At 34.7% G+C, this 26,448-nt stretch carries 37 protein-coding genes and 1 tRNA gene; 12 read left to right on the top strand and 26 right to left on the bottom strand.

Features of this window, described 5'->3' with window-relative positions; all coding sequences use genetic code 11:
* Positions 1-32 precede the first annotated feature (32 nt).
* From ACW9XA_RS01370 to ACW9XA_RS01390, 5 genes are read left to right on the top strand one after another with little or no spacing between them, the layout of a single operon-like run.
* Complete coding sequence (locus ACW9XA_RS01370; RefSeq protein ID WP_457762651.1) at positions 33-698, top strand: DNA-directed RNA polymerase subunit D; 666 nt, start codon at positions 33-35, stop codon at positions 696-698.
* A 45-nt stretch (positions 699-743) separates the two neighbouring features.
* Positions 744-1,091, top strand: coding sequence for a 50S ribosomal protein L18e (locus ACW9XA_RS01375; RefSeq protein WP_457762652.1), 348 nt, complete (start codon positions 744-746; stop codon positions 1,089-1,091).
* Positions 1,084-1,578 (top strand): 50S ribosomal protein L13, encoded by a 495-nt coding sequence (gene rplM / locus ACW9XA_RS01380; protein ID WP_457762653.1) that lies wholly within the window; start codon positions 1,084-1,086, stop codon positions 1,576-1,578. The genes ACW9XA_RS01375 and rplM overlap by 8 nt, the downstream gene beginning before the upstream one ends.
* Entirely contained in the window at positions 1,575-2,024 is a 450-nt protein-coding gene (gene rpsI, locus ACW9XA_RS01385) for a 30S ribosomal protein S9 (RefSeq protein WP_300327189.1), read from the top strand. The genes rplM and rpsI overlap by 4 nt, the downstream gene beginning before the upstream one ends.
* A 3-nt stretch (positions 2,025-2,027) precedes the next feature.
* Entirely contained in the window at positions 2,028-2,744 is a 717-nt protein-coding gene (locus tag ACW9XA_RS01390; RefSeq protein WP_457762654.1) for a nucleotidyltransferase family protein, read from the top strand.
* On the opposite strand, the gene leuD is transcribed toward ACW9XA_RS01390, so the two are convergent.
* From leuD to ACW9XA_RS01410, 4 genes are read right to left on the bottom strand one after another with little or no spacing between them, the layout of a single operon-like run.
* Entirely contained in the window at positions 2,722-3,306 is a 585-nt protein-coding gene (gene leuD / locus ACW9XA_RS01395; RefSeq protein ID WP_457762655.1) for a 3-isopropylmalate dehydratase small subunit, read from the bottom strand. The genes ACW9XA_RS01390 and leuD overlap by 23 nt on opposite strands.
* Before the next feature lies 1 nt (position 3,307).
* On the bottom strand, positions 3,308-4,723 hold the full coding sequence (leuC, locus tag ACW9XA_RS01400; protein ID WP_457762656.1) for a 3-isopropylmalate dehydratase large subunit: 1,416 nt from the start codon (positions 4,721-4,723) through the stop codon (positions 3,308-3,310).
* A gap of 1 nt (position 4,724) precedes the next feature.
* Positions 4,725-5,216, bottom strand: coding sequence for a LeuD/DmdB family oxidoreductase small subunit (locus ACW9XA_RS01405; RefSeq protein WP_457762657.1), 492 nt, complete (start codon positions 5,214-5,216; stop codon positions 4,725-4,727).
* Positions 5,213-6,484 carry a 3-isopropylmalate dehydratase large subunit gene (locus tag ACW9XA_RS01410; RefSeq protein ID WP_457762658.1) on the bottom strand — a complete coding sequence of 424 codons (1,272 nt, stop codon included), beginning with the start codon at positions 6,482-6,484 and terminating at the stop codon, positions 5,213-5,215. The genes ACW9XA_RS01405 and ACW9XA_RS01410 overlap by 4 nt, the downstream gene beginning before the upstream one ends.
* 73 nt (positions 6,485-6,557) lie before the next feature.
* Between ACW9XA_RS01410 and ACW9XA_RS01415 the strand changes: the two genes are divergently transcribed.
* Positions 6,558-7,334, top strand: coding sequence for a coenzyme F420-0:L-glutamate ligase (locus ACW9XA_RS01415; protein WP_457762659.1), 777 nt, complete (start codon positions 6,558-6,560; stop codon positions 7,332-7,334).
* 48 nt (positions 7,335-7,382) lie between these two features.
* Positions 7,383-7,937: a hypothetical protein gene (locus ACW9XA_RS01420; protein WP_300327103.1), complete on the top strand. Its 555-nt coding sequence runs from the start codon at positions 7,383-7,385 to the stop codon at positions 7,935-7,937.
* Between the two features lie 2 nt (positions 7,938-7,939).
* On the opposite strand, the gene ACW9XA_RS01425 is transcribed toward ACW9XA_RS01420, so the two are convergent.
* Positions 7,940-8,266 carry a hypothetical protein gene (locus ACW9XA_RS01425; RefSeq protein ID WP_457762660.1) on the bottom strand — a complete coding sequence of 109 codons (327 nt, stop codon included), beginning with the start codon at positions 8,264-8,266 and terminating at the stop codon, positions 7,940-7,942.
* Between the two features lie 104 nt (positions 8,267-8,370).
* Between ACW9XA_RS01425 and ACW9XA_RS01430 the strand changes: the two genes are divergently transcribed.
* Positions 8,371-8,904: a hypothetical protein gene (locus ACW9XA_RS01430; protein WP_457762661.1), complete on the top strand. Its 534-nt coding sequence runs from the start codon at positions 8,371-8,373 to the stop codon at positions 8,902-8,904.
* Here ACW9XA_RS01430 and ACW9XA_RS01435 read toward each other — a convergent pair.
* From ACW9XA_RS01435 to ACW9XA_RS01450, 4 genes are read right to left on the bottom strand one after another with little or no spacing between them, the layout of a single operon-like run.
* Entirely contained in the window at positions 8,897-9,337 is a 441-nt protein-coding gene (locus ACW9XA_RS01435) for a hypothetical protein (RefSeq protein WP_457762850.1), read from the bottom strand. The genes ACW9XA_RS01430 and ACW9XA_RS01435 overlap by 8 nt on opposite strands.
* 49 nt (positions 9,338-9,386) lie before the next feature.
* The gene (locus ACW9XA_RS01440; protein ID WP_457762662.1) at positions 9,387-10,349 is read right to left on the bottom strand and encodes a 2-oxoacid:ferredoxin oxidoreductase subunit beta; all 963 of its coding nucleotides are present in this window, start codon (positions 10,347-10,349) and stop codon (positions 9,387-9,389) included.
* Complete coding sequence (locus ACW9XA_RS01445) at positions 10,339-12,249, bottom strand: 2-oxoacid:ferredoxin oxidoreductase subunit alpha (RefSeq protein WP_457762663.1); 1,911 nt, start codon at positions 12,247-12,249, stop codon at positions 10,339-10,341. The genes ACW9XA_RS01440 and ACW9XA_RS01445 overlap by 11 nt, the downstream gene beginning before the upstream one ends.
* A 49-nt stretch (positions 12,250-12,298) precedes the next feature.
* A complete protein-coding gene (locus ACW9XA_RS01450; RefSeq protein ID WP_008301345.1) occupies positions 12,299-12,445 on the bottom strand; it encodes a hypothetical protein in 147 nt (48 codons plus the stop codon).
* A 49-nt stretch (positions 12,446-12,494) separates the two neighbouring features.
* Here ACW9XA_RS01450 and ACW9XA_RS01455 point away from each other — a divergent pair, with 49 nt between their 5' ends.
* Positions 12,495-13,463 (top strand): 2-hydroxyacid dehydrogenase, encoded by a 969-nt coding sequence (locus ACW9XA_RS01455; RefSeq protein ID WP_457762851.1) that lies wholly within the window; start codon positions 12,495-12,497, stop codon positions 13,461-13,463.
* 197 nt (positions 13,464-13,660) lie between these two features.
* Here ACW9XA_RS01455 and ACW9XA_RS01460 read toward each other — a convergent pair whose 3' ends face one another.
* Both ACW9XA_RS01460 and ACW9XA_RS01465 read right to left on the bottom strand, forming a co-directional pair.
* A complete protein-coding gene (locus tag ACW9XA_RS01460; RefSeq protein ID WP_457762664.1) occupies positions 13,661-14,032 on the bottom strand; it encodes a ChuX/HutX family heme-like substrate-binding protein in 372 nt (123 codons plus the stop codon).
* 26 nt (positions 14,033-14,058) lie between these two features.
* Complete coding sequence (locus ACW9XA_RS01465) at positions 14,059-14,340, bottom strand: hypothetical protein (RefSeq protein ID WP_457762665.1); 282 nt, start codon at positions 14,338-14,340, stop codon at positions 14,059-14,061.
* A gap of 88 nt (positions 14,341-14,428) precedes the next feature.
* On the opposite strand from ACW9XA_RS01465, the gene ACW9XA_RS01470 reads away from it, so the two are divergent.
* On the top strand, positions 14,429-15,736 hold the full coding sequence (locus tag ACW9XA_RS01470) for an NAD(P)/FAD-dependent oxidoreductase (RefSeq protein WP_457762666.1): 1,308 nt from the start codon (positions 14,429-14,431) through the stop codon (positions 15,734-15,736).
* Between the two features lie 18 nt (positions 15,737-15,754).
* Here the strand turns inward: ACW9XA_RS01470 and ACW9XA_RS01475 are convergent, their stop codons facing one another.
* The 5 genes from ACW9XA_RS01475 to ACW9XA_RS01495 all read right to left on the bottom strand — a co-directional run bounded on the left by ACW9XA_RS01475 (position 15,755) and on the right by ACW9XA_RS01495 (position 20,004).
* Complete coding sequence (locus ACW9XA_RS01475; RefSeq protein WP_457762667.1) at positions 15,755-16,828, bottom strand: baeRF10 domain-containing protein; 1,074 nt, start codon at positions 16,826-16,828, stop codon at positions 15,755-15,757.
* Between the two features lie 25 nt (positions 16,829-16,853).
* The gene (locus ACW9XA_RS01480; protein ID WP_457762668.1) at positions 16,854-17,291 is read right to left on the bottom strand and encodes a CBS domain-containing protein; all 438 of its coding nucleotides are present in this window, start codon (positions 17,289-17,291) and stop codon (positions 16,854-16,856) included.
* Between the two features lie 89 nt (positions 17,292-17,380).
* The gene (locus ACW9XA_RS01485; RefSeq protein ID WP_457762669.1) at positions 17,381-19,480 is read right to left on the bottom strand and encodes a PKD domain-containing protein; all 2,100 of its coding nucleotides are present in this window, start codon (positions 19,478-19,480) and stop codon (positions 17,381-17,383) included.
* A 96-nt stretch (positions 19,481-19,576) separates the two neighbouring features.
* Complete coding sequence (locus ACW9XA_RS01490; RefSeq protein WP_457762670.1) at positions 19,577-19,765, bottom strand: hypothetical protein; 189 nt, start codon at positions 19,763-19,765, stop codon at positions 19,577-19,579.
* Between the two features lie 95 nt (positions 19,766-19,860).
* The gene (locus ACW9XA_RS01495; RefSeq protein WP_457762671.1) at positions 19,861-20,004 is read right to left on the bottom strand and encodes a hypothetical protein; all 144 of its coding nucleotides are present in this window, start codon (positions 20,002-20,004) and stop codon (positions 19,861-19,863) included.
* A gap of 610 nt (positions 20,005-20,614) precedes the next feature.
* On the opposite strand from ACW9XA_RS01495, the gene ACW9XA_RS01500 reads away from it, so the two are divergent.
* Together ACW9XA_RS01500 and ACW9XA_RS01505 are read left to right on the top strand one after the other, a co-directional pair.
* Positions 20,615-21,040, top strand: a complete 426-nt coding sequence (locus ACW9XA_RS01500; protein ID WP_457762672.1) for a Fur family transcriptional regulator — start codon at positions 20,615-20,617, stop codon at positions 21,038-21,040.
* Positions 21,041-21,127: 87 nt separating this feature from the next.
* Entirely contained in the window at positions 21,128-21,445 is a 318-nt protein-coding gene (locus tag ACW9XA_RS01505) for a hypothetical protein (RefSeq protein ID WP_457762673.1), read from the top strand.
* 22 nt (positions 21,446-21,467) lie between these two features.
* Here the strand turns inward: ACW9XA_RS01505 and ACW9XA_RS01510 are convergent, their stop codons facing one another.
* From ACW9XA_RS01510 to ACW9XA_RS01555, 10 genes are all read right to left on the bottom strand, one after another.
* Entirely contained in the window at positions 21,468-21,746 is a 279-nt protein-coding gene (locus ACW9XA_RS01510) for a hypothetical protein (protein WP_457762674.1), read from the bottom strand.
* 124 nt (positions 21,747-21,870) lie between these two features.
* Entirely contained in the window at positions 21,871-22,257 is a 387-nt protein-coding gene (locus ACW9XA_RS01515; RefSeq protein WP_457762675.1) for a DUF302 domain-containing protein, read from the bottom strand.
* A 5-nt stretch (positions 22,258-22,262) separates the two neighbouring features.
* Positions 22,263-22,715 (bottom strand): sensor histidine kinase, encoded by a 453-nt coding sequence (locus ACW9XA_RS01520; RefSeq protein WP_457762676.1) that lies wholly within the window; start codon positions 22,713-22,715, stop codon positions 22,263-22,265.
* A 59-nt stretch (positions 22,716-22,774) separates the two neighbouring features.
* Entirely contained in the window at positions 22,775-23,158 is a 384-nt protein-coding gene (locus tag ACW9XA_RS01525; RefSeq protein ID WP_457762677.1) for a hypothetical protein, read from the bottom strand.
* Positions 23,159-23,208: 50 nt separating this feature from the next.
* Positions 23,209-23,367, bottom strand: a complete 159-nt coding sequence (locus ACW9XA_RS01530; RefSeq protein ID WP_457762678.1) for a hypothetical protein — start codon at positions 23,365-23,367, stop codon at positions 23,209-23,211.
* 257 nt (positions 23,368-23,624) lie between these two features.
* A tRNA-Ser gene (locus ACW9XA_RS01535) sits at positions 23,625-23,726 on the bottom strand.
* Between the two features lie 67 nt (positions 23,727-23,793).
* The gene (locus tag ACW9XA_RS01540) at positions 23,794-24,300 is read right to left on the bottom strand and encodes a hypothetical protein (protein ID WP_457762679.1); all 507 of its coding nucleotides are present in this window, start codon (positions 24,298-24,300) and stop codon (positions 23,794-23,796) included.
* Positions 24,267-25,268, bottom strand: a complete 1,002-nt coding sequence (locus ACW9XA_RS01545) for an RNA-guided pseudouridylation complex pseudouridine synthase subunit Cbf5 (RefSeq protein ID WP_457762680.1) — start codon at positions 25,266-25,268, stop codon at positions 24,267-24,269. The genes ACW9XA_RS01540 and ACW9XA_RS01545 overlap by 34 nt, the downstream gene beginning before the upstream one ends.
* On the bottom strand, positions 25,265-25,825 hold the full coding sequence (locus tag ACW9XA_RS01550) for a cytidylate kinase-like family protein (RefSeq protein WP_457762681.1): 561 nt from the start codon (positions 25,823-25,825) through the stop codon (positions 25,265-25,267). The genes ACW9XA_RS01545 and ACW9XA_RS01550 overlap by 4 nt, the downstream gene beginning before the upstream one ends.
* Positions 25,822-26,445 (bottom strand): EMC3/TMCO1 family protein, encoded by a 624-nt coding sequence (locus tag ACW9XA_RS01555; RefSeq protein ID WP_457762682.1) that lies wholly within the window; start codon positions 26,443-26,445, stop codon positions 25,822-25,824. Before ACW9XA_RS01555 ends, ACW9XA_RS01550 begins: the two co-directional genes overlap by 4 nt.
* Between the last annotated feature and the right edge of the window lie 3 nt (positions 26,446-26,448).

Raw genomic sequence — 26,448 nt, forward strand, 5'->3', positions numbered from 1 at the left:
TTATCTATACGTAAAACTAGCTAGATTTTTATGTGGACTTTGAAGATTTTGTTCAAGATTTGTCATCCTTAGATGTAGTTAGTAAAGATAATCAAAAGATTTCAGTAAAACTTAGCGGTATTCCATTACAATATGCAAATGCACTAAGACGGGTATGCCTCAACGGAGTTCCAGTATTTGCCATTGATACAGTAGACATTATTGAAAATTCCTCCGTATTACCAGACGAAGGCTTGGCTCACAGATTAGGACTTATTCCATTAACTACAGATTTGAGTAGATTTAACGAGCCATCAAAATGTGAGTGTCAAAGCGAAACAGGCTGTTCAAACTGCAGAGTAATGCTAGTTTTAGATTCTGGGGATTCAGATGTCACTAGAACAGTGCTATCAGATGAACTATCATCAGAAGATGATTCAATTAAACCAACTTCAGATAAAATTCCTCTAGTTCATCTAGCACCAGGACAGAGAATCAAGGTAGAATGTTATGCAAGACTAGGACGTGGAACAGAACATGCCAAATGGAATTCTGCAACAATATCAACACTTACTGATACAGATAAAGAAGATGTAAAATTACTAACTGTAGAGTCAACAGGTGCACTCAAACCTGAACAGATCATTATTTCAGGAGTAGATGAAGTCAGCAATAGATTAGGTCAATTTAAAGAGATGATTGACCAGATTCAAGAATAATCTAAGCATAGACATTATATTTGGGTTTTAAACCGCATTATTCACATGACTAGTCAAGTCGTTATACATATGGCCAAAGATCTAAAGAAGGCATCAGCCAAAAATGATGCACCAATTTGGGCTAAATTAGCAGAATATGCATTAAAGCCATCCATTGCTAGAAGGGATCTAAATTTGAATAGAATTGGTCAACTAACAAAAGAAAACGACATAGTAGTATTTCCAGGAAAAGTACTTGGAACAGGCAACATATCTCACAAAATTACATTATTCTCATTTTCAATCTCAAATTCTGCAGCAACTAAAATTGTTGAGCAAGGAGGAAAAATAATCACCTATTCAGATTTGATTGAACAAAACCCAACTGGAAAAGGAGTCGTACTACTTGGCTAATGGAAGAATTAACAGACCCACTGGTGCTAAACAGCAAACAGTTGTAAGAACTGATAGACCAATTGTTGTAGATGCAACTGATCATATTGCAGGAAGACTAGCATCAAATGTTGCAAAATTACTAATCCAAGGAAACAGAGTCTCAATAGTCAACTGTGAGAAAATAATGATGAGTGGAACCAGAGGTAATCAGATTAAAGAACAAAGAGAATTTTTAGAAATCAACAGTGTAATCAATCCAAAACATGGACCTGTACACTACAGAAGACCAGATACGGTAATGGCAAAAATGATTCGTCAAATGTTACCATTTGATAGAAAACCATCTGGAAAAGAAGCTCATCAAAGACTAAGGACATACATTGGTTCACCTAAAGAAATTAAATCACTTGAAAAAATTAAATTTGAAAAAGCTATGATCAGAAAGGCCCCATCAAACTATACTGCATTAGGGGAATTATGTAGAATAATAGGGTGGACTGAATGACAACTCCGAAAACTGAAATCTATTTTGCAACAAGAAAGACAGCTAGTGCTCATGTTTACATTACCAAAGGAAAAGGCAAAGTCAGAATAAACAATGTTCCAGTAGAAATGATTCCACAGGAAACAGCACGTGAAGTGATTTTAGCACCATTAGAAATTTCAGGAGACTTGAGAGATAAAATAGATATTTCTGTTAGAGTTAGAGGTGGAGGTTTTATGGGTCAAGCCAGTGCAATAGCAACTGGAATTTCAAGAGCCTTAACTGGATGGACAAAATCTAAAAAAGAACCAAAAGATCATCCTTTCCCAAAATCAACTAGAGAAGACCTAAGAAAACGAATCACTGATTTTGATAAATACCTAGTCAGTGGAGACGCCAGAAGAAAAGAACCAAAGAAATTTGGTGGACCTGGTGCAAGAAGAAGAAAGCAGAAATCATACCGTTAGGCTGTGAAAGCTGTAATTCTTGCAGGCGGCAAAGGAACTAGAGGCAAGCCATATACTGAATATTTTCCAAAAGCAATGACCCCAATCAATGGCAAACCCATGATTGATTACATCATAAAATATCTAAGTTCATTTAGTTTTGTAAATGAAATTATCGTTATTTCAGATTTTGAGGGATTGGGAGGGCAAATCAAGAATTATTATCAAAACAAAAAAGGCATCACATTTGTTCAAGACTCACAAAGTGGAACAGGTGGGGATTTGTTGCATATTGCAAACAAACTCAAAAACGAATCAGAATTTGTATTGTGGTTTGTAGACAACTTGTGTGCAATTGATCTTAAAAAAATGAGAGATTTTTTCAATGAGAAAAACAGTTCAGCATGTATTGCAACCAGAAATAAAAGAAGAGAAGAAACAGGATTTGCAAGAGTCGAAGATGGAATCATTAAAGAATTCAAAGAAAAACCAACAATTAAATTACAGTTATCAGAATGTCTTGGAATTTACATGCTTGGAAAAGACGTCATTGATAGAATTAAGGCAAAAAAGAAAAAAGAGATTAATTTGTCATATGATATTTTACAGAAATTATCAAAAGAAGGAAAAATTAGTGCGTTTGACATTGGAGAAAGTGAATGGATTGATGCAGAATCGCCAATGGTATTAGAAAGAAATGAAAAAACAGTTATGAAGATTATAAAACAGATGGAACGCTAGACTTTTTTTCAAATTCAGCAATCTTGTCTTCGTATTGAAAAGTTTGGGCAATGTCATCCAATCCTTCCAAGAGGATTTTTTTCTTGTAAGAATCAATTTCAAAAGAGATCTCATCAAAAGGAGTTTTAATAATTTGATTTTCCAAATCCACACTAATCAGTCCTTTTTCTTCAAATAATTTTTCCACTAGTTTTTGGTCTAGTGAAATTGGCAATATTCCATTTTTGAAGCAATTACTAGAGAAAATATCTGCAAATGATGGGGCAATGATTACAGAAAACCCATAGTCAAGCAAGGCCCATACAGCATGTTCACGGCTAGAGCCACAACCAAAATTGTCTCCAGATATCAAGATTTTTGAATTTTCATATTTTGGATCATTTAGAACGAAATCAGATTTTTTATTCTCGTTTTCATCATAGCGCCAGTTAAAAAACAAGAATTTTCCAAATCCAGATTTTTGAACCAGTTTTAAGAATTGTTTGGGAACAATTTGATCAGTATCCACATTTACCTTATCAAGAGGAGTGGCAATGCTTGAAACTTGTTTGAATGGTTCCATGTTAACTCAAATCCATTTTCCTGACATCTACAAAATGCCCTTTGATTGCAGCTGCTGCTGCCATTACTGGACTGACCAGATGGGTTCTGCCACCAGTCCCCTGTCGACCTTCAAAGTTCCTATTTGAGGTACTTGCACAACGTTCACCTGGAGATAATATATCAGGGTTCATTCCAAGACACATACTACACCCAGCTTCTCTCCATTCAAAATTAGCATCAATGAAAATTTTATCCAATCCCATTTCCTCAGCTTGTTTTTTTACCATTTGTGAACCAGGAACAACCATAGCTTTGACAGTTGGAGCAATTTTTTGGCCCTTGATTACTTTTGATGCTTCAATAAGATCTTCTAATCTCGCATTAGTGCATGAACCAATAAACACCCTATCGATTTTAATGTCTTCAATTGCAGTGCCAGATTTCAAATCCATATAGTCAAGTGCTTTCTCTGCACCCTTCTTTTGATTTGGATCACCTTTAGAAAATTCATCAGGTGTAGGGATAGTTGCAGTAACATCAGAAGTCATGCCAGGATTTGTTCCCCAACTGACTTGGGGAGCAATGTCATCTATGTGTAAAGTAAATTTTTTTTCAAACTTTGCATCACTGTCAGTTTTGAGATGGTCTCTCCAAGAATCAACTAGGGATTCATAGTTTTTTGGAGTGTATTCTCTACCTCTTAGATAATCAAATGTTTTTTCATCAGGGGCAATCAGGCCTGCACGAGCACCTGCCTCTATAGACATATTGCAAATTGTCATTCTTTGTTCCATAGATAAATCAGTAATTCCTTCTCCACGATATTCAATTACTGTGCCCGTACCACCGCCTGTTCCTATATTTTTGATAATTGAGAGAACAATATCTTTGGCAGTTACTGCATGAGGATTTTTTCTTTTTCCTTCAACTCGGATTTCAAAAGGAGTCGGTTTTTCTAGCCACATTGTTTGGGATGCAAGCACATGTTCAACATCACTAGTGCCGATACCTAATGCAAGAGCTCCAAATGCACCATGTGTTGATGTATGACTGTCACCGCAGACAATTGTGGTTCCAGGCAAAGTGATTCCCAATTGAGGGCCAATTACATGGACAATTCCTTGATTTGGGCTGTTAATATCAAATAATTTTATTCCAAAATCTTTGCAGTTTTTTTCCAGAGTTTGTATTTGTACCGAGGATGTTTGATCTAAAATGGGAAGTGAACGATCTGTTGTAGGAACATTATGATCCATTGTAGCAATGGTAAGATCAGGTCGCCTGACTTTTCTGTTATTCATTCGCAATCCATCAAATGCTTGCGGAGAAGTTACTTCATGAACGAGATGTCGGTCAATGTAAATAAGTGAAGGATTGTTTTGTTTTTCAACAACAACGTGAGATTCCCAAATTTTTTCAAAAAGTGTTTTTCCCATTTTAATCATGGTCTGGCTTGTACTTGAAGAGCCCACCTGCAGCGATTATTTTTCCAATAATTTCTGAAAAAGGTTTCATTTTGTATGTTTGATTTTTTGTTATATTTTTAATCTCATTAGATGATATATCGATTGTAACTTCGTCGCCTTCTGAAATTCCATCATATGCATCCTGTTCGATTTCAATAGGCAACAAAAATGCACCATCAACTGCATTTCGATAAAAAATTCTTGCAAAAGACAATGCAAGTACTGCCTTTATTCCTGAATGAGATAATGCGATAGGAGCATGTTCACGTGATGAACCACATCCAAAATTTTTCCCAGATAAAATAAAATCACCTTCTTTTACCTTGGAATGAAAATCAGGATCTAATCCTTCCATTGCATGTGTTGCAAGTTCTGCATAATCATGTACTTTGAGATATTGGCCTGGAATGATGACATCGGTGTCAATGTTGTCTCGAGCATATTTTATGATGTTGCCTTTCATTGTAAATCCCTCGGATCAGTGATTTTTCCAGTTACTGCAGAAGCTGCGGCAACTAGAGGAGATGCAAGATATGTCTGAGATTCCACATGGCCCATTCTGCCAGGGAAATTCCTATTTGTTGTACTGATACAAATTTCATCTTTTGCCAAGACACCCATGTGTGCACCACAGCAGGCCCCACATGTTGGAGGACCAACCGTAACACCGGCATCCAAGAAAATCTTTAGCAATCCATTTTCCATAGCTCGTTGATAAATAGAAATTGCTGCAGGTAAAATTTCGGTTCTTATCTTTACTTTTCTTCCTTTGAGAATGCTTGCTGCAGCTACCAAATCTTCGTATTTTGCACCAGTACAAGAACCAATGTATGATTTGTCTAATTCCACAGAAGGAGCTTCTCTTACAACACATATGTTTTCAGGAGAAAATGGTTTAGCAACAGTTGGCTCCATCTCAGATGCCTCAAATTCAAACATCTTAGCATACTCTGCATCTGCATCACCTTTAATCAAATTCATATTAGTTGCACCTCGTTGGGAAAGATAATCAATTACTTTTTGATCTGGTTCCACAATACCGTTCTTTGCTCCAGCTTCAGTAGTCATATTACATAATGTCAATCTGCTTTCTACAGACATTTCATCAATTCCACTTCCTCCAAACTGCATAGTTCTATAATTGCCCCCGTCATTTCCAATTTCACCGATAATTTTTAGAATGAAATCTTTTGCCATGACATGATCAGGCAATTTTCCATTTAGCTTAAAGTAATAAGTTTCTGGAACTTTGAACCAAATTTTTCCATTTAATAAAACATAAGCAATGTCAGTATGCCCCAAACCACACGCAAAAGCACCCAGAGCTCCAGTTGTATTTGTATGAGAGTCGCCCCCAACATAAATTTCGCCTGGCAACACCATCGCTTCTTCATGAGATATAGTGTGGCAAATCCCATATTGGCCCATTCCATACTTGAAGTGTTTTTCAATTCCATAGTTTTTTGTAAAGTTTGATAGTTTAACGATATTTTCAGCAGATACTTTTTCTGCAGAAGGAACAAAGTGGTCTTCAGCGACCCAGACTTTGGTAGGATCCCATAATTTGTCTACTGAAATACCTTGTTTCTTTAATTTATCAAATACCTTAATCACACCTGGTCCTGATACATCATGCATCATGACCTTGTCTACATTAGCAAAAACCACATCGTCTGGAGAAACAGAAGATTTTCCAGCACCACGTGCGAGAATCTTCTCAACAATATTCATAATGAAAAAAGCTTGGTCTACAGATTAAAAGCTTTTCAGAACAATAAAAAAGAAAAAGAACACTCAGAACAATATGCAATTAACAGTATTTCCACTTTTATCTGAAAGAATGGAAGGAGAATTTGATGTATTTGAGGCCTTGCTAAAAACACTAGAGAAGAATAGTGTAAAATTAGAAGAAGGGGATGTTTTAGTGATTTCAACAAAATACATCTCAAACTCTCAAGGAAGGATAGTTGATTTGGATAAAATCAAGGCTTCAGAAGAAGGCAAACAAATTTCAAAAAAATATCAATTAAAGCCAGAGATTGCAGAGATCATCATCAGAGAATCAGACAAAATTTTTGGTGGAATTGGAGGATTTGTAATTACATCATCAGATAACATCATGGCACCAAATGCTGGAATTGATAAATCAAATGCAAAAAAAGGAAAAGCAATTCTATATCCAAAAAACCCATATCAGATTGCAGAAGAAATTCGTAGAAAGATTTTCTTAAAGTTCTTCATCCATGTAGGAATAATACTTGTAGATAGTAGATTGATGCCAGCAAGAATTGGAACATCAGGTGTTGCAATTGCATGTGCAGGAATTGAGCCAGTATTAGATATGAGGGCAAAAAAAGATCTTGATGGAAATCCATTAAAAGTTACATTTCAAGCAGTTGTGGATAATCTTGCAACAATTGCAAATCACAAGATGGGGGAAGGAGCCGAATCAAAACCATTTGCAATAGTTAGAAATTCAGATGCAAAACTTACGGATAGAAAAATTAATCCATCTGAAATGGCAATTTCGCCAGATCAATGCGTTTACGTTAGAGGATTAGCAAATCCTCCAAACAGATAACCTAAAAATTGGTTCTGCTTTAAATAGAGGAATTTAGTGAAAAAAATAATGGAGTATCTTACCACATACCCTAAAACTGTGTCATTTTTGGATGGAATCAAACACAAAATTGATGTGGATAGTAAAGACGGTGTGGAACAACTACACATTGTAGTAAAGAAGAGTTTTGATGAACTAACAAAAATTTTTGCAAACGAAGGATTTACCAAGGTCAAGCTTGAACACAAGCAACCAGATCAAATTGGCAGTGGCCTTAATCTTAAACTGAAAAAACCATGGGAGATGCACATTAGAATGGTAGATTTGAAAAAAGGATTGATTGGAATTCATGCAGAGGTGGAAGTATCAAGAGACTATCTACAGCATTTGTTTTCACAAAGGACACCAGTCGTTTATGAAGTAGAAGAAATTCTAAAAAAATATCAAGTTGATTACAATATTTGGCATGATAAAATTAAGAAAAATGTTCATGCCATTGTAGACAATTACAAAGTTAAACTTGCAACCCCAAGTATTCCAGTATTTGCATGGAAACCAATGTTATTTGTTATTGGAACTATTGCAGCATTTTACGGTTGGAAATACTTTAACACAATTTGGTAAAACTAGACGCCTAAAGTTTCAGCCTTGCTTAATTCCAAAAAGACTTTGTCTCCAACTGAAAGACCCATCTCTTTGTATTCATGCATTTCTAGTTTTAATTGAGTAATACCAGATTGCATACCAGCTCCACCCAATCCAGACATCATCTTGTTCAAATCTTTCATCATGTCATTCATGTTTGAAAATCCCATAACTTTGGGAGTGCCAAAAGGAGGTTGCTGAGATTGAGTTCCTTCTTTGAGATCTTTAAGAGACGATAAAGATACGACTACATATGGTGCGCCATCAGGTGCAGAGTCTATACTTTTCACTACAAATTCTTTCTTCATATCCATACTAGCATCTAATTCAATATAATTTTAATTTTAAGGTCAATTTGTACTAGTTTGAGTAATTTTGAAGCTTTAATTACAATTTTCAGGATTTTAAATCATTGTCAGACAATGTAAAAGCAACATTACGATATTACGGAATTTCACCGTGGGAGATTGAAGTTCTTTATGGATTTCTCAATTCCCATTTTACCATAATTCAGGATGAAATTGAAATAAATGATGAGAATTTTGTCAGTTTTCTGGATATAGACATCCCTTTACAATTCAATGAGGAATTTTTCCAATGGTTTGAATTCAAACGTTGGGAAAAGATCAAAGATGTTTTCAAAGAAATGAAGAGAAGAAGAGGAAGCGGAAATGCTTTGAAAATTGTTATTAATTTTTCTGGCAATCCAAAAATTGTTTTTACTGTAGATATTGAAGACAGGCAATGGTTTGATAATGCATTAGAAAAGATTGATTTTGTTTTGGAATTGCTGCCATTTCATCTAGATCCTAAAAAATTACCATCTGAAATTACAAAAATAATATACAAATTTGATTCTGAATCGATAAGATGGCGTTTAGATACAGCATCAACTAAGAATAAAAAATATACTTTCAGAGGGGATTCATGGAAAGAGATTATTTGAGATCTTTTTGTAAAGGCTCTAACAATCCATGAAGTTCTTTGTATTTTAATTCCAAAAATTCTAATGCATCAATTAATTTTTTAGATTTTCCATATTTGTAACGAATCAATTCACGATGATGCCAAAATGTTTTACCATCCTCAACAGACAAAGTTGTAAAATAATCAGTTCCTTTCAGAGAATCTGGAAGTTTAACATCATGAGGAAATAGTAATTCAACTATAAACCACTCATCACCGTCAGGATAATCAGAACCAGTCTCTACATCAAAAAACACATGAAGTAAATCAGATTGCATAAGACCATCATCATTTATGGAAGGATGTTTTACAGAAGATTTTTTAAAATCCAGATTCAAAAGTTCTGGTTCAAAAAAACCCTTTATGATGGATTTTCTAAATATTTTGTTTGCATCATTAATATTCAAAGGCAAAATAAGATTCAACAAAACTTGCCTATAACTTCTTAGGTTTAAAATGAAACTATACTTCTAAAGAATCCAAAATCTTTGAAATATCAGTAATAGGTTGGCCATTTTTGGTGATGGTTTGTTTGGCAGGAGGGTTTTCCAAATAGTTTGGAATCTTATCTTGAATTCTCTGAGTATAAGGAGAAACCAGAGCATTTTTGTAAAATACACCTATTGGGATTTTGTTTCCCCATTCTAGTGATTTGATCAAAGCCTGAGATAATTTCTCATTTACTTCAACTTCAGAGTTATAATGGACTACTGGTTCATATCCTTGCTCCTCTAGCTTGTATATTCTAGAATGTCTTTTTTGTGCCTCATCAATCAAATCAGTTCCGGCATACCAATCTCTTGTATTAAGATCATTGTAAGTCGGACATGGTTGCAGTACATCAAGGAATGAAAGGCCTTTGTGATTTACTGCTTGAATAATCAAATCTTTGAGATGCCTAACATCATACGAGTAACCGCGAGCTACAAATGTAAAGCCGCTTGCAACTGCCAAACCAATTGGATTAACATTGGAATTAGTATTTGGAGTTGGCAACGACTTTGTCTTTTCTCCAAGCTTCAAAGTTGGAGAGGCTTGGCCTTTTGTAAGACCATAAACACCATTATCAAAAATAATGTAAGTCATATCGACATTTCGTCGTCCTGCTGCAACAAAATGACCAGCACCAATTCCCAAACCATCACCATCGCCACCTACTGCAACAACAGTAAGATCAGGATTTGCAATCTTTGCACCTTGTGCAAATGTCAACACTCTTCCATGTAATGTATGGACACCATAGGTATTGATGTAGTGAGAAGTTTTTCCAGAGCAGCCAATTCCAGAAAACATAGCAGCTTTATCTCGTTCTATTCCCATCTCAGCTAATGCCATTTGAATTGCATTGACTATTCCAAAATCGCCACATCCAGGACACCAGTCATTGTGTACATCTGTTTTATAATCAGCCAGTTTAAGCGCCATGCATTAAGACCTCCCGTTTGTCTGCTTTATTTTCAATGATTTTCTTAAGTGAGTCATAGACTTCGGTACTAGTCATTGCTCTACCAGAGTATTTTAAGATAAAATAGTCAATATCGCGCCCAGTGTTTTGTTTGAACAATTTTCCCAATTGTCCTGAATGATTTGCTTCAATGTCAATGATTGTCTTTACATCTTTTAGTAGAGAATCAACATAATCACTTGGAAATGGATGCAGTAGTTTTAATTGAATGAATCCAATTGAGATTCCTTCTTCTTTTAGCATTTTTAGGGCATCAAGTATTGGACCTTTGGCAGAACCCCATGAAACTATGGTATGCTCTTCAATCCCAAAAGATTTTACTTGCTCATCGTCTGGAATCTCTTTTAAGATCAGATCCAAACGAGACATTCTCTTATCCATCATTTTTACACGTAATATAGGATCTTCAGTAATATGGCCAGATTCATCTGATTCATCACCAGTGTTCCAAAATATTCCATTATCAAGCCCCAATCTAGAACGAGGCGATATTCCATCATCAGTGAATTCAAATCGTCTGTAATCGCCATCTATTTTTTCCAATAGTTTTCCCCTGTTGATAGAAATTTTTTGCGGATCAAATCGTTTACAGGTAATAACAGAACTTGCCTGAAATTTATCCATTAGATGAATTAATGGGACTTGAAAGATTTCTGCATAATTAAAACAATTACCAGTATCATAGAAACTCTCTTCAATGTCACCTGAAGCATATACTATTTTTGGAAAATCTCCATGTCCTGCAAATATTGCGAAAAGCAGATCATCTTGACCATGTCGTGTAGGAAGACCTGTTGAAGGTCCGCTTCTTTGATAATTGGTTATGACAACAGGAACCTCGTTTATTCCTGCCCATCCTAGCATTTCAGTCATCAATGCAAATCCAGGTCCAGATGTACAAGTTGCAGAACGAGTTCCCGTTAATGCGCCACCAATAGTCATTCCCATTGCAGAAATTTCATCTTCAGTTTGAACTACCGCAATAGAACCAGGCCTATTATCAATGACATCTATGATTTCATTTGATTCTAAGAAAACAGATTCGTCAGACGCAGGTGTAATAGGATAATAAGGTTGAAACCTACAACCACATGCCATTTTTCCCAAAGCTGTTCCTTGAAAACCCTGAACCAAAATAGTTCCGGCTTCTTTTTCTGTTCCAGGTAAAGTATGATTGAAATTTTCAAATTTTGCAGTTGCATAATTGTATGAATAATTTGCAGTCTCTTGATTGATTTTTGCAATCTCAGGTTTTTTTGAAAAGATAGATTCAATAGTTTTTTGCAAAGAACCTGGAGGCATCTTTACTAATCCTAAAGATAGCGAGACACCAATGACATTATACATTCTAACTAATCCACGTAAACGTGGATTTTCTGTTTCTTCAGAAAGTGTTTCAAGGATTGTCTTAAAAGACACAGGGAATAGTTTTACACCATTTTCTTTTGCAATTTCCAATACACCTGCAATTGTGAATGGTTTGTTTTTTGATTCCAATTCTTTGTGCAATCTTTCTTTGAATGGTGGATCAAGAGTATGTACAGCATCTGTTTTTGTTTCTTCCAGATCAGAATCATAAATTATTCCACCACCTGAAACCATTTCGTCATAATGACGGAAAATTGTTTCAGCATCAAAAGATGCCATGAGATTTACATCATTTACATTTGAATTGATTTTTTGATCAGCAACTCTTACTGTAAAATAACTATGCTCACCTTTAATGTTGGAATAGAATTCCCTCTTTCCAAAAATTTGATATCCCATTTCTGCACAGACTTTTGAAAAGATATTGGCAGCAGATTCAACACCACTGCCTTGAGGACCTCCAATTAACCAAGTAAAATCTACCGAACTCACAGATTTTCACTCATTTCCTGAATTTTAATAGTATGATAGTTCATTTCTTCTAACCACCAGTGGCGGCATCAAACAATGCACACTCACATTTATCACGTTCACCACAATAAGGACATACACAGACACATTTTTCAATTGAATTTCCACATTCTACACAAATAGCAAATTCTTCCTCTTCTTCAACTTTAGAAGACATGTAAGAATTACAAAGAAATCGTATAAATGGTTTGAGATGAATGTCAAGACTGATGAAAAAAGTCTTTCTGACAAGAACTTTGCACGATTTTGCACTGAAAGAATTGAAAAAAAGATATCAGATTGAAATTCATTCTGGAAAAATTCCCATACCTAAAACAGAGTTGCGATCAAAGATTAAAGATATTGAGGGACTCGTATGTTTTCCATATGACAAAATAGACAAAGAGATTATTGATTATGCTGAGAATCTTAAAGCGATAAGTACCTACAGTGTAGGATTTGACCATATAGATACAGAATATGCCAAGAAAAAGAAAATTCGTGTAGGATACACACCAGAAGTGCTAACGGATGCAACAGCAGATCTTGCATTTTCATTGCTACTAGATATATCAAGAAGAGTTTCAGAAGGAGACAGAATTATTCGCAGTGGAAAGTGGAAGGAAATCTTTGGCGCATTTGATTATGTAGGAGTAGATCTTCAGGGCAAGACATTAGGGATTTTAGGACTGGGCAGGATTGGAAGCACGCTAGCTAAGAGAGCAAAGGCATTTGATATGAAAATAGTCTACCATAATAGAAAACATGTTTCAAAATCTAAAGAAAGATCACTGAATGCAAAGTTTGTTTCATTTGAAAAACTGATTACAGAAAGTGATTTTATTTCAATCAATGTCCCCCATACAAAAGAAACAGACAAGTTATTTGATATGAAAATTTTGAAGAAGATGAAAAAAACAGCATTTCTAATCAATACGTCAAGGGGAAAAGTGGTAAATGAAAAAGATCTTGCCATTGCTTTGAAGAAAAAAATTATTTCAGGTGCAGGATTAGATGTGTTTGAGTCAGAACCAATCAGTAAAAAACATCCTTTCGTAAAATTAACAAATATTGTACTTGCCCCCCACATAGGAAGCTCATCAATAGAGACAAGAGCCAAAATGGCAGAAATTACAGTAAAGAATTTGGATCTTGGAATTAAAGGAAAAAAGCCAATCTACTCTGTAGGGTATTGACTTTTACGCATAGATTAGTCTCTAGAAATATGTGCAGTTTTTATATCTAAATCGAGGCATAAAATTAGAATGAAAAAATTCAAGCATACGAATGAAGAATTAGAGTTAGCTAAACTACAAACTGAAAAAGATAAGAAAAAGAAAGAGTCTCAAGAATAAAAGATTTTTTCCTTGTCTTTTTCAGACAAGGTTTTTTTTTAAAATTGAATTTTAGAAGTAAATTTTTGTTTTAATTGTTCATAAATTATTTGTCTTTTAGGAATTAGATGTTTAGAATCATCATACATTTTTGTAAAAAATATGGCCATAATTCTGTCTCCATGTTCATCAAGAAAATGAACACTAAAGCTTTTACGTTCTGGTTTTTCTTCCTCTATAAACTCTGCAGATTTTATCAGTTCTGAATTAACATGAAGATGTGCAGGACCATCATTATCGCCAATAGTAATCCATTTTTCTTTTTGTCTGATGCTGAGTGGACTTCTAATCTCACTTACAGCCCCACTGTTTTTTACAATTAGCAGTACGTCATCGATATTGACTAAATCAGACAATAATTCTAAAAGCATCACAAAACATTGAAATTGAAATTATTTCAGTTTTTTGAGCGATTCATGTCAATTTGAACAAAATCATCGGAATCACCATGAACACAGTCAGTTCCCACTGCCTTTACAGGTGAAAAACTAACTTTTCCATCATGCATCTTACCTTCATTTTGTAAAATGCCTATTTTTCCAGATACAATTTGTTTATGCTTATGACAAGTCAAGCCTACCATATATTCATCATTTCCTGAAATGATTGATACAATAAATTCAGGAGGATTCACACATGCTTTTCCCTCTTCCTTTACTGAACATTTATCAGGCAACATAAGAGGAATTGAAATTTTATTGGATATTAATCTTGATTGTCACAGATTTGATTTATTATCAAGGAAAACCAACTAACAATGAAAAGTTGTGGTACATAATTTTGACATAGTAATTATCGGAGGAGGAATTTTAGGAACTTCATTATCATATTTTCTAACAGCGTTAAACAAATCAAAAAAAATTGCAGTAATTGAGCAAGCTCACAAAGTTGCATTTCATACTAGCGGAAGAAACACAGGAAAAGTTCACGCTCCATACCTGTACAATCCCGAAAAGAAGAAACTGTTTGCAAAATCTGCTTTTCATGGTTATGAAATGTGGGAAGAATATGCAAAATTAAGAGAATTGCCGTTTAAAAAAGATGGAGTAATCGAAGTTGCTGTAGATAAAAAAGGAACCAAAGTACTTGAGAAATATCTCAAATGGGGAAAGCAAAACGGACTGGAAGAAAAAGACATCAAGATAGTGGATAAAGATGAATTTAAAAAAATAGAACCTGAAATAAAATGTGAATCTGCACTCTGTGTATACAGAGATGCATCTGCAGATTATTCCATATTCACAGACGCAATAATGAAAGACAGTAAGAATGAAGGAACAAAGTTTCTTCTAGACACAAAAGTAACAAAAATAAAAAAAGAAAATGGCAAGTGGTCAATTACATTAAATGGGGAACATGAGATCAAAGCAAAATTTTTGATTAATGCTGCAGGAGGAGAGGCAGTAGACATTGCACACAATGTAGGCATAGCAAAAAATTTCACGGATGTTCATTTTAGAGGAGAGTACTGGAAAGCTCCAACTGAATACAACAATTTGACAAAATCAAGTGTGTATTCCGTACCTGAATTTCCAGATTATCCATTTTTGGATCCACATTGGATTATCAGAGTAGATGGCACTTGTGAGATTGGGCCAAACGCTGTACCTGTGTTTAGTCCTTATGGATATCATGCAGTAGAGAACATCAAGGGATTCATCCCAAAGATGCTGGAGATGTTAAATTCAGGTGCAAGAAAAGCGATTTTTGACAAACAGTTTCAGGAGCTGGCAATGAATGAAATTCAATCATCAATGTCAAAAACTGTAATGGTAAACAGAGTAAAAAAATTCTTGCCAAAAATCAATCCAGATAAAATTACTCAAAAGGGAACTGCAGGAATAAGATCATCTATAATTGATGAGAATGGGAAATTTGCACCAGATGTAATTCTAATAGATGATGAAGCATCATTTCATGTCTTAAATTATAATTCACCAGGAGCTACAGGAGCTTTGCCATTTTCAGCACATATTGTAAACCATCTAAACGAATCAGGGCTTTTCAATAATGAAGAACAAGATGCTACATGCGGGCCATGGAAATTTTCAAAAATCATAGAGAAATTGCAATAACATAACAATCTAAGAAAATTATCTGATTCTGTATCGGAGTATGGCTAAAACAGAATTATCAATGTCTAGTTTTTTTATTATTTTTGGAGAAACTGCAAATTCTATTTTACATGAGGTGTTTTTTGCAATCTCTATCATCCTCATAATTTTTTTAAATTGGGAATTGGTGTGATAATTTGCAGAAACGATTAGAGTATCTACTGCTCCAATTTCTAATGCCTTGGCAATTACATCATTTCTCTTAGCAGTTAGTCCTTCTTTGACTAGCTTTTCATATTTTTCAATCAATTCTGTAACATATTTTCTTCTATGCTGATACAAATGATGAATGATTTTTTTATTAATCTCATCCTGAGAGGTGGAAGAAGACAAGTTTTCTACAAACCGACATTTTTTTGCCAGATCTAAATTGAGTTCGTCATAAAATTCAGTTTTTGCAGTACCATTTCCACCCAACAAAATTAACAATGAATCAGAATCCATCTCTTTGACTTTGTTTGCCACCTTTTTGAAGAAAACATGAATTTTTGTTTGTCTCGCACGAAGGAATCTTCCCTGACTCTGTCCACCCTTCTTATGTCTGCCTTGCAAATCAATTCCAAGTTTAGATTCTTGAATTATTTGACTGCCATGATATTTTTGAATTTTTGCAGATTTTTGATCCAGAGTTATTAGTAAAACATCATAATTTGTCTCCAAAATATCATTAAAGGGTTTGATGAACGGTTTTTTGCTTGCCATGTAGAGGTATGGTAATTTTTTTGAGGTACCAATTACTTTGATGTCAACTTTGCCGTTTTTTATCCAACCAAAAATACACAAGGTTTTAGTAAACTTGCCTACAGAAACAGGATTCTTTTTCAGTTCAGCAATTTTGTTTTCAATTTTTAACTCTATTCTTTCAAGTGTCTCATTTCGCTTTGTTTCTTGCAATAGGGAAATAGTTTCCTGCCCTTTACCATATGGATAATATACAGACACACATTGAGAATTGATTTTTTTTACTTCATGAAGAAACTGGTTTAATGACATCCATTCAAGGGGAGCAATCTCCAAAGAACCAAGAGGCGTTTTCATTTTCTGTTTTTCCATTTAATCATAAACTCCAAACAGATCATTATTTTGTCAGATGTATACGAAATACTTCATGGAATTGTTCTTCAGTCAACATAGATAATAAAACCATCAAATCAGATGCAGAAATGATTCCTTGAATTTTTTCATCATCAATTACAGGTAGTTCATGAATTTTTTTCTCCAACATTAGTTCTATTGCGTTTAAAATTGAATAGTTAGATTTTACAGATATCACTGGGGAGGACATTACATCTTTAATTTTAGATTCAGGCTTTTTTCCATATACAGTCAAAGCAATTGCAATATCAGCATAAGAGATTATCCCAATCATTTTTTCATTCTCTTTTACCAATAAAGACGGAATATGATTTTCATACATTGTTTTTGCAGCCTCAGCAACACTGACAGTAGATGGTATTGATTTTATTTTACGAGTCATGAATTTATCAATTGGAATTGAAGAATGCGAATTGGACATGAAATTAATGGATTTTGTTTGTTTTTAACATTTTATTGAGACCAGAGTTACTTTGGTGGTAAAGTAATCTCTAAACAGATAATCTGAGATTATTGTCTTGCAGATGCAGAAGCTTCTGGTGGAGAGTTGACTGGGTCAACTGTAATAACTACAGTATCAGTACTTTCTCTTCCATGATCATCGAACACCTTAAGTTCAAATGTCAAAACTTTGATTTCATTATTGTTAACAATTGGACTGGTAAATGATGGACTCATACTAGTCTTGGAGGATAGTTTGACTTTTTCTCCAGATAATTGTGTCCATTGGAAGTATAATTCTTGATTTTCAGGATCATGACTCTTGCTTCCATCTAAGGATACTTTGATATTTTCATTTACTATTCTATCTAGTCCTGCATTAGATACAATATCGGCACTGAATACATTTCTAACCAAAATATTCATGCTATCTGAATCAGAATAAGTTCCATCAGATACTGAACAAGTAAATGTCATTGTAGAATCACGTACAACGCTTGGGATTTTAACCATAGTTTTAGCATTTGCAGGTTGTTCTATTGCTGCTTTTGATGTAGTACTCCATGAATAGTAAAGTGCTCCTCTATCAGGATCAGTTCCAACACAGTTGATATTGGCAACAGTGTTTTCATCTACAGTAATATCAGCACCAGCATTAGCTTTTGGGGCACTATTTTCAGGAGATACAAAGATTACAACTTGATCAGAATCAGATAATCCTTGAGGATCAGTGACTGTTAGTTCAAAGGCCAATCTTTTGGAATCTGATGGACCAACTTCAGGAGCAGTAAAGGAAAATTTCAACTTTGATTTATCAAATGATACAGATTCACCAAAGATTTGTTTCCATTGAATTGTTAGAGATTCGCTATTCAAATCAAATGCAGTGCCAGAAATTGAAACATTATCACCGCCGTAAACTCTTTGATCAGTACCAGCATATGCTCGAGGAGGACTGTTCAGAGTAGTTACAGTAACTTTTACATCATCAGTATCAGAATTTCCTTGTGGATCAGTGGCTGTTAGTTCAAACACTAGTGGTTCAGATAAAGATGTAGTTGTTGGGGTGAAAATGTATGCAAATGGTTGTGTTTTTTCATAAATTTCAATTGGAATACCTGATTTTTGTGTCCACAAATATCTTAGATTGTCATTGTCAGGATCTGTTGCACTTCCTTCAAAGCCCACATAGGTTCTCTGAGGAACATTTCTATCATCACCTGCATCAACTATTGGTGCATGGTTAGATGGCAGTACTTTGACTATTGCCATATCATTTGCATATCCATTTCCTTGAGAATATCCAGTTACATGAAATGACATGATTTCTTCAATGTCACCTACATTAGGAGCTGTAAATTCAATATGGTCTCCACTAAAAGAGCTTAATGTAACAGGAGTTCCAAGAACTTGAATCCAAGTATATCGAATAGGCTTGTCATTTAATGTCTTTCCTGTAACATCAAGAGAAACAGTTTGACCTTCAGTTACAGTTTGCATAGGTCCTGCCTCAATTGTAATTGCAGCATTTCGAATTTGGCTAGTATATAATATCACATTTACAGTGTCACTTGCAACTCCACCGAATCCATCATCAACTGTAATTCTAAATGTTAGTGGGTCAGTTTGAGAATAATCAAACATAACAGGTTGAAGTGTAAGATGTTTTTTTGTAGAAGAAGGCAGATAAACCTCTTGTCCAGATAGTTGTTCCCATTTGTAAGTTAAAGCATCTCCGTCTTTGTCAACGACTTGAGGAATTATACTAATTGCATTAATAGATTGGATGGCATAAAGATCATGTCCAGCATTTACAATTGGAGGATTATTTACAGAGTTTACAATAACTTCAACAATATCAGAACTACTTTCTCCTTGAGGATCAGTTACTATTAATTCAAAAGTTAGAACTTTGATTTCGCCATTTTTGACATCAGGTGCCATGAATGTAGGTTCAGGAACAGTTGTAGAGGATAATTTTACAGGGTCGCCATAAATCTGAGCCCATTTGAAAGAAAGATCAGATGTATCAGCATCATAGCCTTCACCAATCAAAGTTACTAGTTTATTTTCATCAACATCTACAGATTCAATTTCTGCAAAAGAATTAGAAAAACTACCAATTGCAATTACACCTAAAATTAAAGGTAATAGAAAATAAAGATTCACAGATGATAGTCCAAAATAGGCACTATTAATCATTGTGATTCTTTGTGCGATCTAGCAAAATATGGATTTTAAGGAAAAATAAAATGGAAAAACTACTCAATCTAATCTGGCTTTGATTTTTTTGATCTCTCTTATTTCTTCAGCTAGATGTTTTTTGAGCAATCTTTCATGATCTTTTTTGTGCATACTGTATGCTTTGTTTAAGGCCTGCTTTGTCTTTGCCTTTTTCAATGCATTGGTAAATTTTTTGTGAATGATATTCACTTGTGTTGCATAACTTGCCATAAGATGATTAGAAAAGAATAGTAAATTAAGGTTCATAATTTCAATGAATCATCTAATTTTCTAAAAACTTGCTCATAGATCTCATTTTGATATGATCATAGAGATTTTCGAAGTGTATCATTTACAACTTTTGAGAAACTAACAGACTTTGATGAATTTTTAATCTCTGAAGATTGTTTTGTATATAGTTTTTTTAAATTATCATCATCAATTGTCACAGTAACTCTTCTAGCCATCATTTTTTACCTCTTGATTTTGTTCTCAAAAGTACACTACAGCAGGGACAGCGAAATCCCGACACGGTCATAAAAATACTGCACAGAGTACATCTCTTTTGTCCATAGATGTATTTAGATCCATTTGGGATTTTTTTCCCTTGAGAGTATCACATACACCTTTGCAGACATAGACCATTATGACATGCCCCCCTCAAAAGATTTGTGACAACAAGGACAATTGGAATATTTTGAGATTAAGTCCAAATCACAGACTGGACAATATTTTCTAAAGGTGTTGTTTCCTGGATTTCTGAATTCAGCATTTGCATCATAATACCCACAGACACTTCTGCAAGAATGCTCACTCATCATTGTTTTTCTCCACATCAAAAAACGATCCGCAATCCTTGCAAAAGATACCATGATTTTGTATTTTGATGGCTATATTGCCACAGTTAACACAAATTCTTACTGCATTATTTACAGTCTTTTTGTTTGACTCTTGATTGTTTTGAAATGATTGTATTTGCATACTATTATTAGGAATGATTCCTAATTAAGTGTTATTATTAATTAGGAATAATTCCTAATTAGGAATAGATATTAAATAGGATGATGTGGGGATTATAGTATGCAGCAGATGGAAGAGATCGTCGCATCATTAAGGGATGAAGGGTTCAGAATCACTCCTCAGAGGATGGCAATAGTAGATTATCTATTAAAAACAGAAGACCATCCAAGCGCAGATCACATTCACAAGGTTGTAAGAAAGCGATACCCAATGGTCAGTCTATCTACAGTATACAAAACACTGGATTTACTCAAGGAAAAAAAACTAGTCAATGAAATAGAAGTTGAAGGAGAATCCAGGTTTGATGCACATACAAATGATCACATCAACATAGTTTGTATAAAATGTGGAAGAATCGATGATGTTGATGAAGAAACTCTAAAAGACATTCAGGTAAAGGCAGCTAAAAAATCAAAATATCTAATTTTGAAAAGTAATTTTGAATTGCACGGTTATTGCAATAGTTGCAAATCAAAGATGAAATAAATCTAAAAACCAGCAAAGACCATTTTTGAATTTAAGAGAAAACATCTTTCCTTTTATCTAGTAAACGCGTAAGTATAGTGAGAGAAAATGTTAGCAAAACAAACAGAAAAAAGATTGTCACGACGTATGCTAATGTCCATAATGATAACAGGCATAGCTGTGATTACATTATTCACAGTTACACCATGGAATATCATTCCAACTCAAATTACTGAAGACGTAACAGTACTGGCAGTTACAGAAGATGGTTGTGTTGGAGAATCTCAATATGGCGTCAGTGTGGTCGTATCTGAGTGTAATGCTCAAGTTGGAGATATAGTATCTGCTACATTTTATGTTCCTTCGATGGAAGTTAATGGATACTATGACAGACTAAACGATAGAGTCGAAATGGTTCAGCCATAGACTCTATTATTTTTTGATTATTTTAGATGAAAATCCTTTGTGTAAATACGGTGTGAATTCCTACTGCTGAAAATCCAAATGTAATTCCAGATAAAAATATGTACACATAGTGTGTTTTCTTACCTACTTTTTCGTTTAGTTGCGGAATGGCCAATAGAGGTATTACAACTACCAAAAGAGAATAGTATAACAATCGAACATAAGGTCCTGTAAAAGAGATAGTATACCACAAATATTCCTCAGGATCATCAGGCAATTCTTCTAATTCAAATACTTCTGAGAAGGATATCAGAAACGACATACTCAGGCCTATAAAGAAGAATTTAAGGGATTTTCGCATAGAGTTTCAGGATTGTGAAATTGGCATATAATCATAATCAACAAAAGAATTCATTCAAAGATATACAAATTTTACAGAGAAATCTTCATTTAACGCTATCAATTATTTTGATTAATTTTGATTCAATCTCTTTTCCCATAGATTCCAATTCGGCATTAGATGCAACAGAAAGTAGTTCTGTCGGCTTTGCCAAGCTGATGTGATTTTCTCCATCTTTCTCAAAGACTGCAATAGTGCATGGAAGTAAAAGACCAATGTTTGGATCCGAATCTAATGCTTGTTTTGCAGCATGTGGGTTGCAAACCTCTAACAGTTTGTAATCGTGTGGATAATCTACTCCTTTTTTTGCAAGGATTTCCTTAAAATCCAAAATACCAAGTACACCAAACTTTATCTCTGAAAGTTTATCAATAATTTCTTCAATTACTTTATCGAGATTTTTTTTAGTTTTTACAGTGTAATTAAATGTCATTCCAATCACTGATTTATTGGTAAACGGACTGTAAATTTTGTAGGATTGTTTTGCACAGATATTGTCCCTTTGTGGTCTTCCACAATTCGTTTACAACTAACCAAACCCAAACCAGTACCTTCTTGCTTTGTGGTAAATAGAGGATCAAATAGTTTCGGAAGTATTTTTTCAGGTATAGAAGGTCCAGAATTTTCAAAAGAGATTAGAACATAATCATCCATGTCTCGAGTTATCTGTAAATTGATTTTTCCAGAATTATTCATTGCCTGGATAGCATTAAGAAGAATATTGATAAAAACAACACGTATGGATTCAAAATCGCAGTAAATAGAAACATTGTTTTGAGATTTGTTTATAGAGACTTTTTTTGGAATTTCTATTCCTTGCAGAGCAGAGTTTAAAATTTCAGATAGATCATTTAATGCGAAATCCAGTTGCCTAGTATTTACAAATCCCAACACATCAGTTATCTGATGATTGATTCTGCTTATTGCAGAACGGATAGAGTCAAATTTGATTACTTCTTTTCATGTATTTCAGGATATTTTGATTGTAAAATATCAACAGAGGATTGAATGACGCTTAGAGGGTTTCTGATATCATGTGCAATTCGAGAAGACAGTTCCCCAATTGATTTTAATTTTTCATCTTTGATATTTTTATCAGTCATTATTTGATCAATTGGAAAAATTTTGTCACATTTTACGTTAAATTTTGCATGATGTTTTTGTATAGATTCAATGTCAGGAGCAGAACAAATGCAATGCAAAAAGTCTTCCTTTTCATTAAATACCATTTGATGGACTATCACACCAAACTCATCAGATTCATTTTCTAGTCCTGGAATTAGCTGTTCTTTAGAATAACTACCTAGAGCATGCATGTCTAAGAAAATAGGCATACAATTCCAAGAATAAGGAGATTAAAAAAGGCAGTGAAAATAGAGAGAGATTACTTGAATTCCTCAAGTAGATCTTGATCTTTTTTGAAGATCCATGTAAGACCGACCATATCTAGTGCAGTTATTCTGGATGAACCAGTGTTTTCAGTCTCGTGTTTCAGAGAAGTGTTTAGGTCAGAATCATGTTTGTATTGAATTATAGTTGACATGATATAGATATACAAAATTTGCTTAAAACGTTAACGAACAAATCATCCATATTTTTGAAAATGTAAATCAGAGATTAGTGAAAATCAAATTAATTTAAGATTGAGAATTAATGCGTCACTAGGCTATGCTGTCTGGATACGAGGGTATCACTATGACATGCTGTGCCTATGGCGCACAAGGTAAACATATTGTAAATTGAATATTAAAGATATTTTATTTTGATTTGATTCAGAATGAAATCAACTAATTTAGGAAATGGCGCCGGGAGGGAGATTTGAACTCCCGTTCCCTTGCGAGAACGCGCTTTATGGTTAAACAATTTCCAGGCGCGCGCCCTACCAGGCTAGGCGACCCCGGCACAAGTCTTGCGACAAATGTATTCGGTAAAATGTGATTATATATTGTGTTATTTTGGAATTGTAAAACTACTTCCAGATTGTAATTGTAGTTGATTTTTCTACATTATTTTTCTGATCATCTGTGCCTTTTGCAGTAATTTTGTACAGGCCTTCCAATGCAGTATCTCCATCATTTTTTATTTGATCCCATGAAAATTCCACTTCATCTCCAGGTTCTAAATGAGATATCATTTGTGCAGATGTAGGAGAATACATCAGAATTCCAGAAAGTCCTGTAATTCTTAGCCCATAAGACGAATCAGAGAATATCAGGGGAACAGTTCCAGAATTTACAATGCGAATTTTTATTTCTTCACCTATTTTGAAATCAGATTTTTCAGTAACTACTGAAACCGATGGGCCATCAACAAAAACTAGCTGGCTGGTATTTTTGACATCCATTAGATATATGCCAAATCCGAGTCCTGCAATCACGCCAACTCCGATAAAAAGTACAAGACTTTTTGCTAACAATTCTTTTAAAATAATTTCTTTATTTTTTAATCCTTTGGAGCAGTCGGTTTTGTTCTCCATTTTTTAGGATATGTGTTAGGGGCCATGATGATCCTCTTTGTTTCAAATGCATATCCTTTTGTCGCATCCTTGATTTCTTCTTCAGACATTGTGGATTCTGCTAATGCAACTGCTTCTCCTTTTTGGGTATAAATTCCAACAATATCACCTTTCTTCAAATTTGGAGATATTTTCAGAATTCCAGGAATTGCAAGCTGTGCACCATGGCACATTGCATCTACTGCAGAATCTCTAATCACTACAGACTTTAGCTCACTGAGTGCCAATTCAACTGGTTTGATCATTTTTTTCAATTTGGTGTCATCTTTTTTCTCCTCCCACATGGCAAATGCATCGGCAAGTTCATGCAGTGTAACCAAACCGTCTTTTTCATGGAACTGATCAACTCTGCTTCTTCGTAGTTCAACCATAGTGGCACCAGGACCGAGGATTTCCCCAATGTCATAGTATAGTTTTCTAATGTAAGTTCCAGCTTCGCAAAGAATTCTCGTCAAGAGAAGTCTTTCTTTTTGCTCTATTATTTCAAACTCGTAAATTGTTCTTGTCCTAGTTTGTCTAAGAACTGCTGAACGTTGTGGAGGTTTTTGGAAAATTTCACCCTGGAACATTTCCACAATTTCTTTTAGTTTTTCTTTTGACGGAAGTGAATGTACTCGTCCCAGTGCATGATATTCTTTTGGACCATAAAGTAAAACGCCTAATGCTTTAGTTGCCTCACCTAATCCCAATGGTAAGACTCCAGAAACCTGAGGATCCAGCGTACCACTGTGACCAATCTTTGGAATTTTCAGTAAACGTTTGGTCCATGCCACTGTCTCATGACTAGTAGGGCCTGGGGGTTTGTCTAAAAGAATTATTCCATAGTTTAGTAACTGCTCAATAGTTCTCTTGTCATAATATGTTCCGTATGCATCATCGGTGATATCCTGATCAATTTCAATTAGATTTTCCAGTTGTTTTAGAGTCATAGTAGTTTTCTCACAGTCTCCTTTGCTACATCAATTACCTGCTGTGCTGTTAAATGATCTGTGTTTATAATTACATCAAAGACGGATTTGTCCTCTCCAAAATCAAAATTGTATATTTTTTTGTACAATGCCTTGTTTTTGTCAAATCTCTCTTTAGTAATTTCATATGCATCCTCAGAACTCATACTGTCTCGAGATTGCATTCTTTTTGTGCTGCTCTCATGAGAGCCTTCAAGCCAAATCCTAATCCCGTCTTTGATTAGCCATGGCAATGTGTAGCTTGTAATTACCATCCCACCTTTTTCAAAAAGAGCAATCAGTTTCTTGTCAAGTTTTTTATCAAATTCAGAATTCTGTTCACGCTGATTGAGGAATTTCATTCCGTCTTCAGTATCCCACCAATCATCACCACTGGAATCAAATCCATGTTCGCTTGCCATCTCTTTTAGGACATCACCGCCACTGAGATATTGTAATTGAAATTCTTCTGCCAATCCTTTGGCAACAGTTGTCTTTCCCACTGCGGGAGGACCAGATATTACGATAGATTTGGTCAACTGAGATCCATGGAGGTTTTTGTTAGTCTCATGATAATCCCACTAAATGCAATTGATGAAAGGAAATACCATGCCCAAAGATACAATGCGTTTTCCACAGTACATACATGTTCAGGATCAGCTGCTTGCTCTGCAGTACATGTCAATTGGAACATATCTCCAGGAATTACATTTAGGGGAATTGGGGAAATAGCAACAGTATAAGCAAACAGTTGTGGCAAGACAAGATAAAATATCAAGATCAAAGGAACAAAGGTAATCATCATAGGTCGCATGTTCATCTGCATCATCTCCATTGACATTTTGTTCATGTAAGATGATTTTTTTCCAAGCTCTGCAATCTTTGCTTGGTCTTTTGCCCTCATCGCAGCCATTCTTTCTTTTTGCCATGCTCTGGTTTCTTTCATAATTCTTTTCAGTTTCACTTGATCAACCATCTTCTTTCTCACTCCAGAGTTGAACAGATTTAGCAATATACCAAATCCAGTTACTGCAAACATAGAGTAAATCAATCCTTTGATAATAGGATCATCACTGCCCAAAGTCGTTTGTCCACCCCCAAAGAAATCAAACTGTAGAGGGATAGATTCGATAAAGAGTAGAATAAAGTTAAAATCCATTTT

The organism is Candidatus Nitrosopumilus sp. bin_6a (assembly GCF_054095695.1).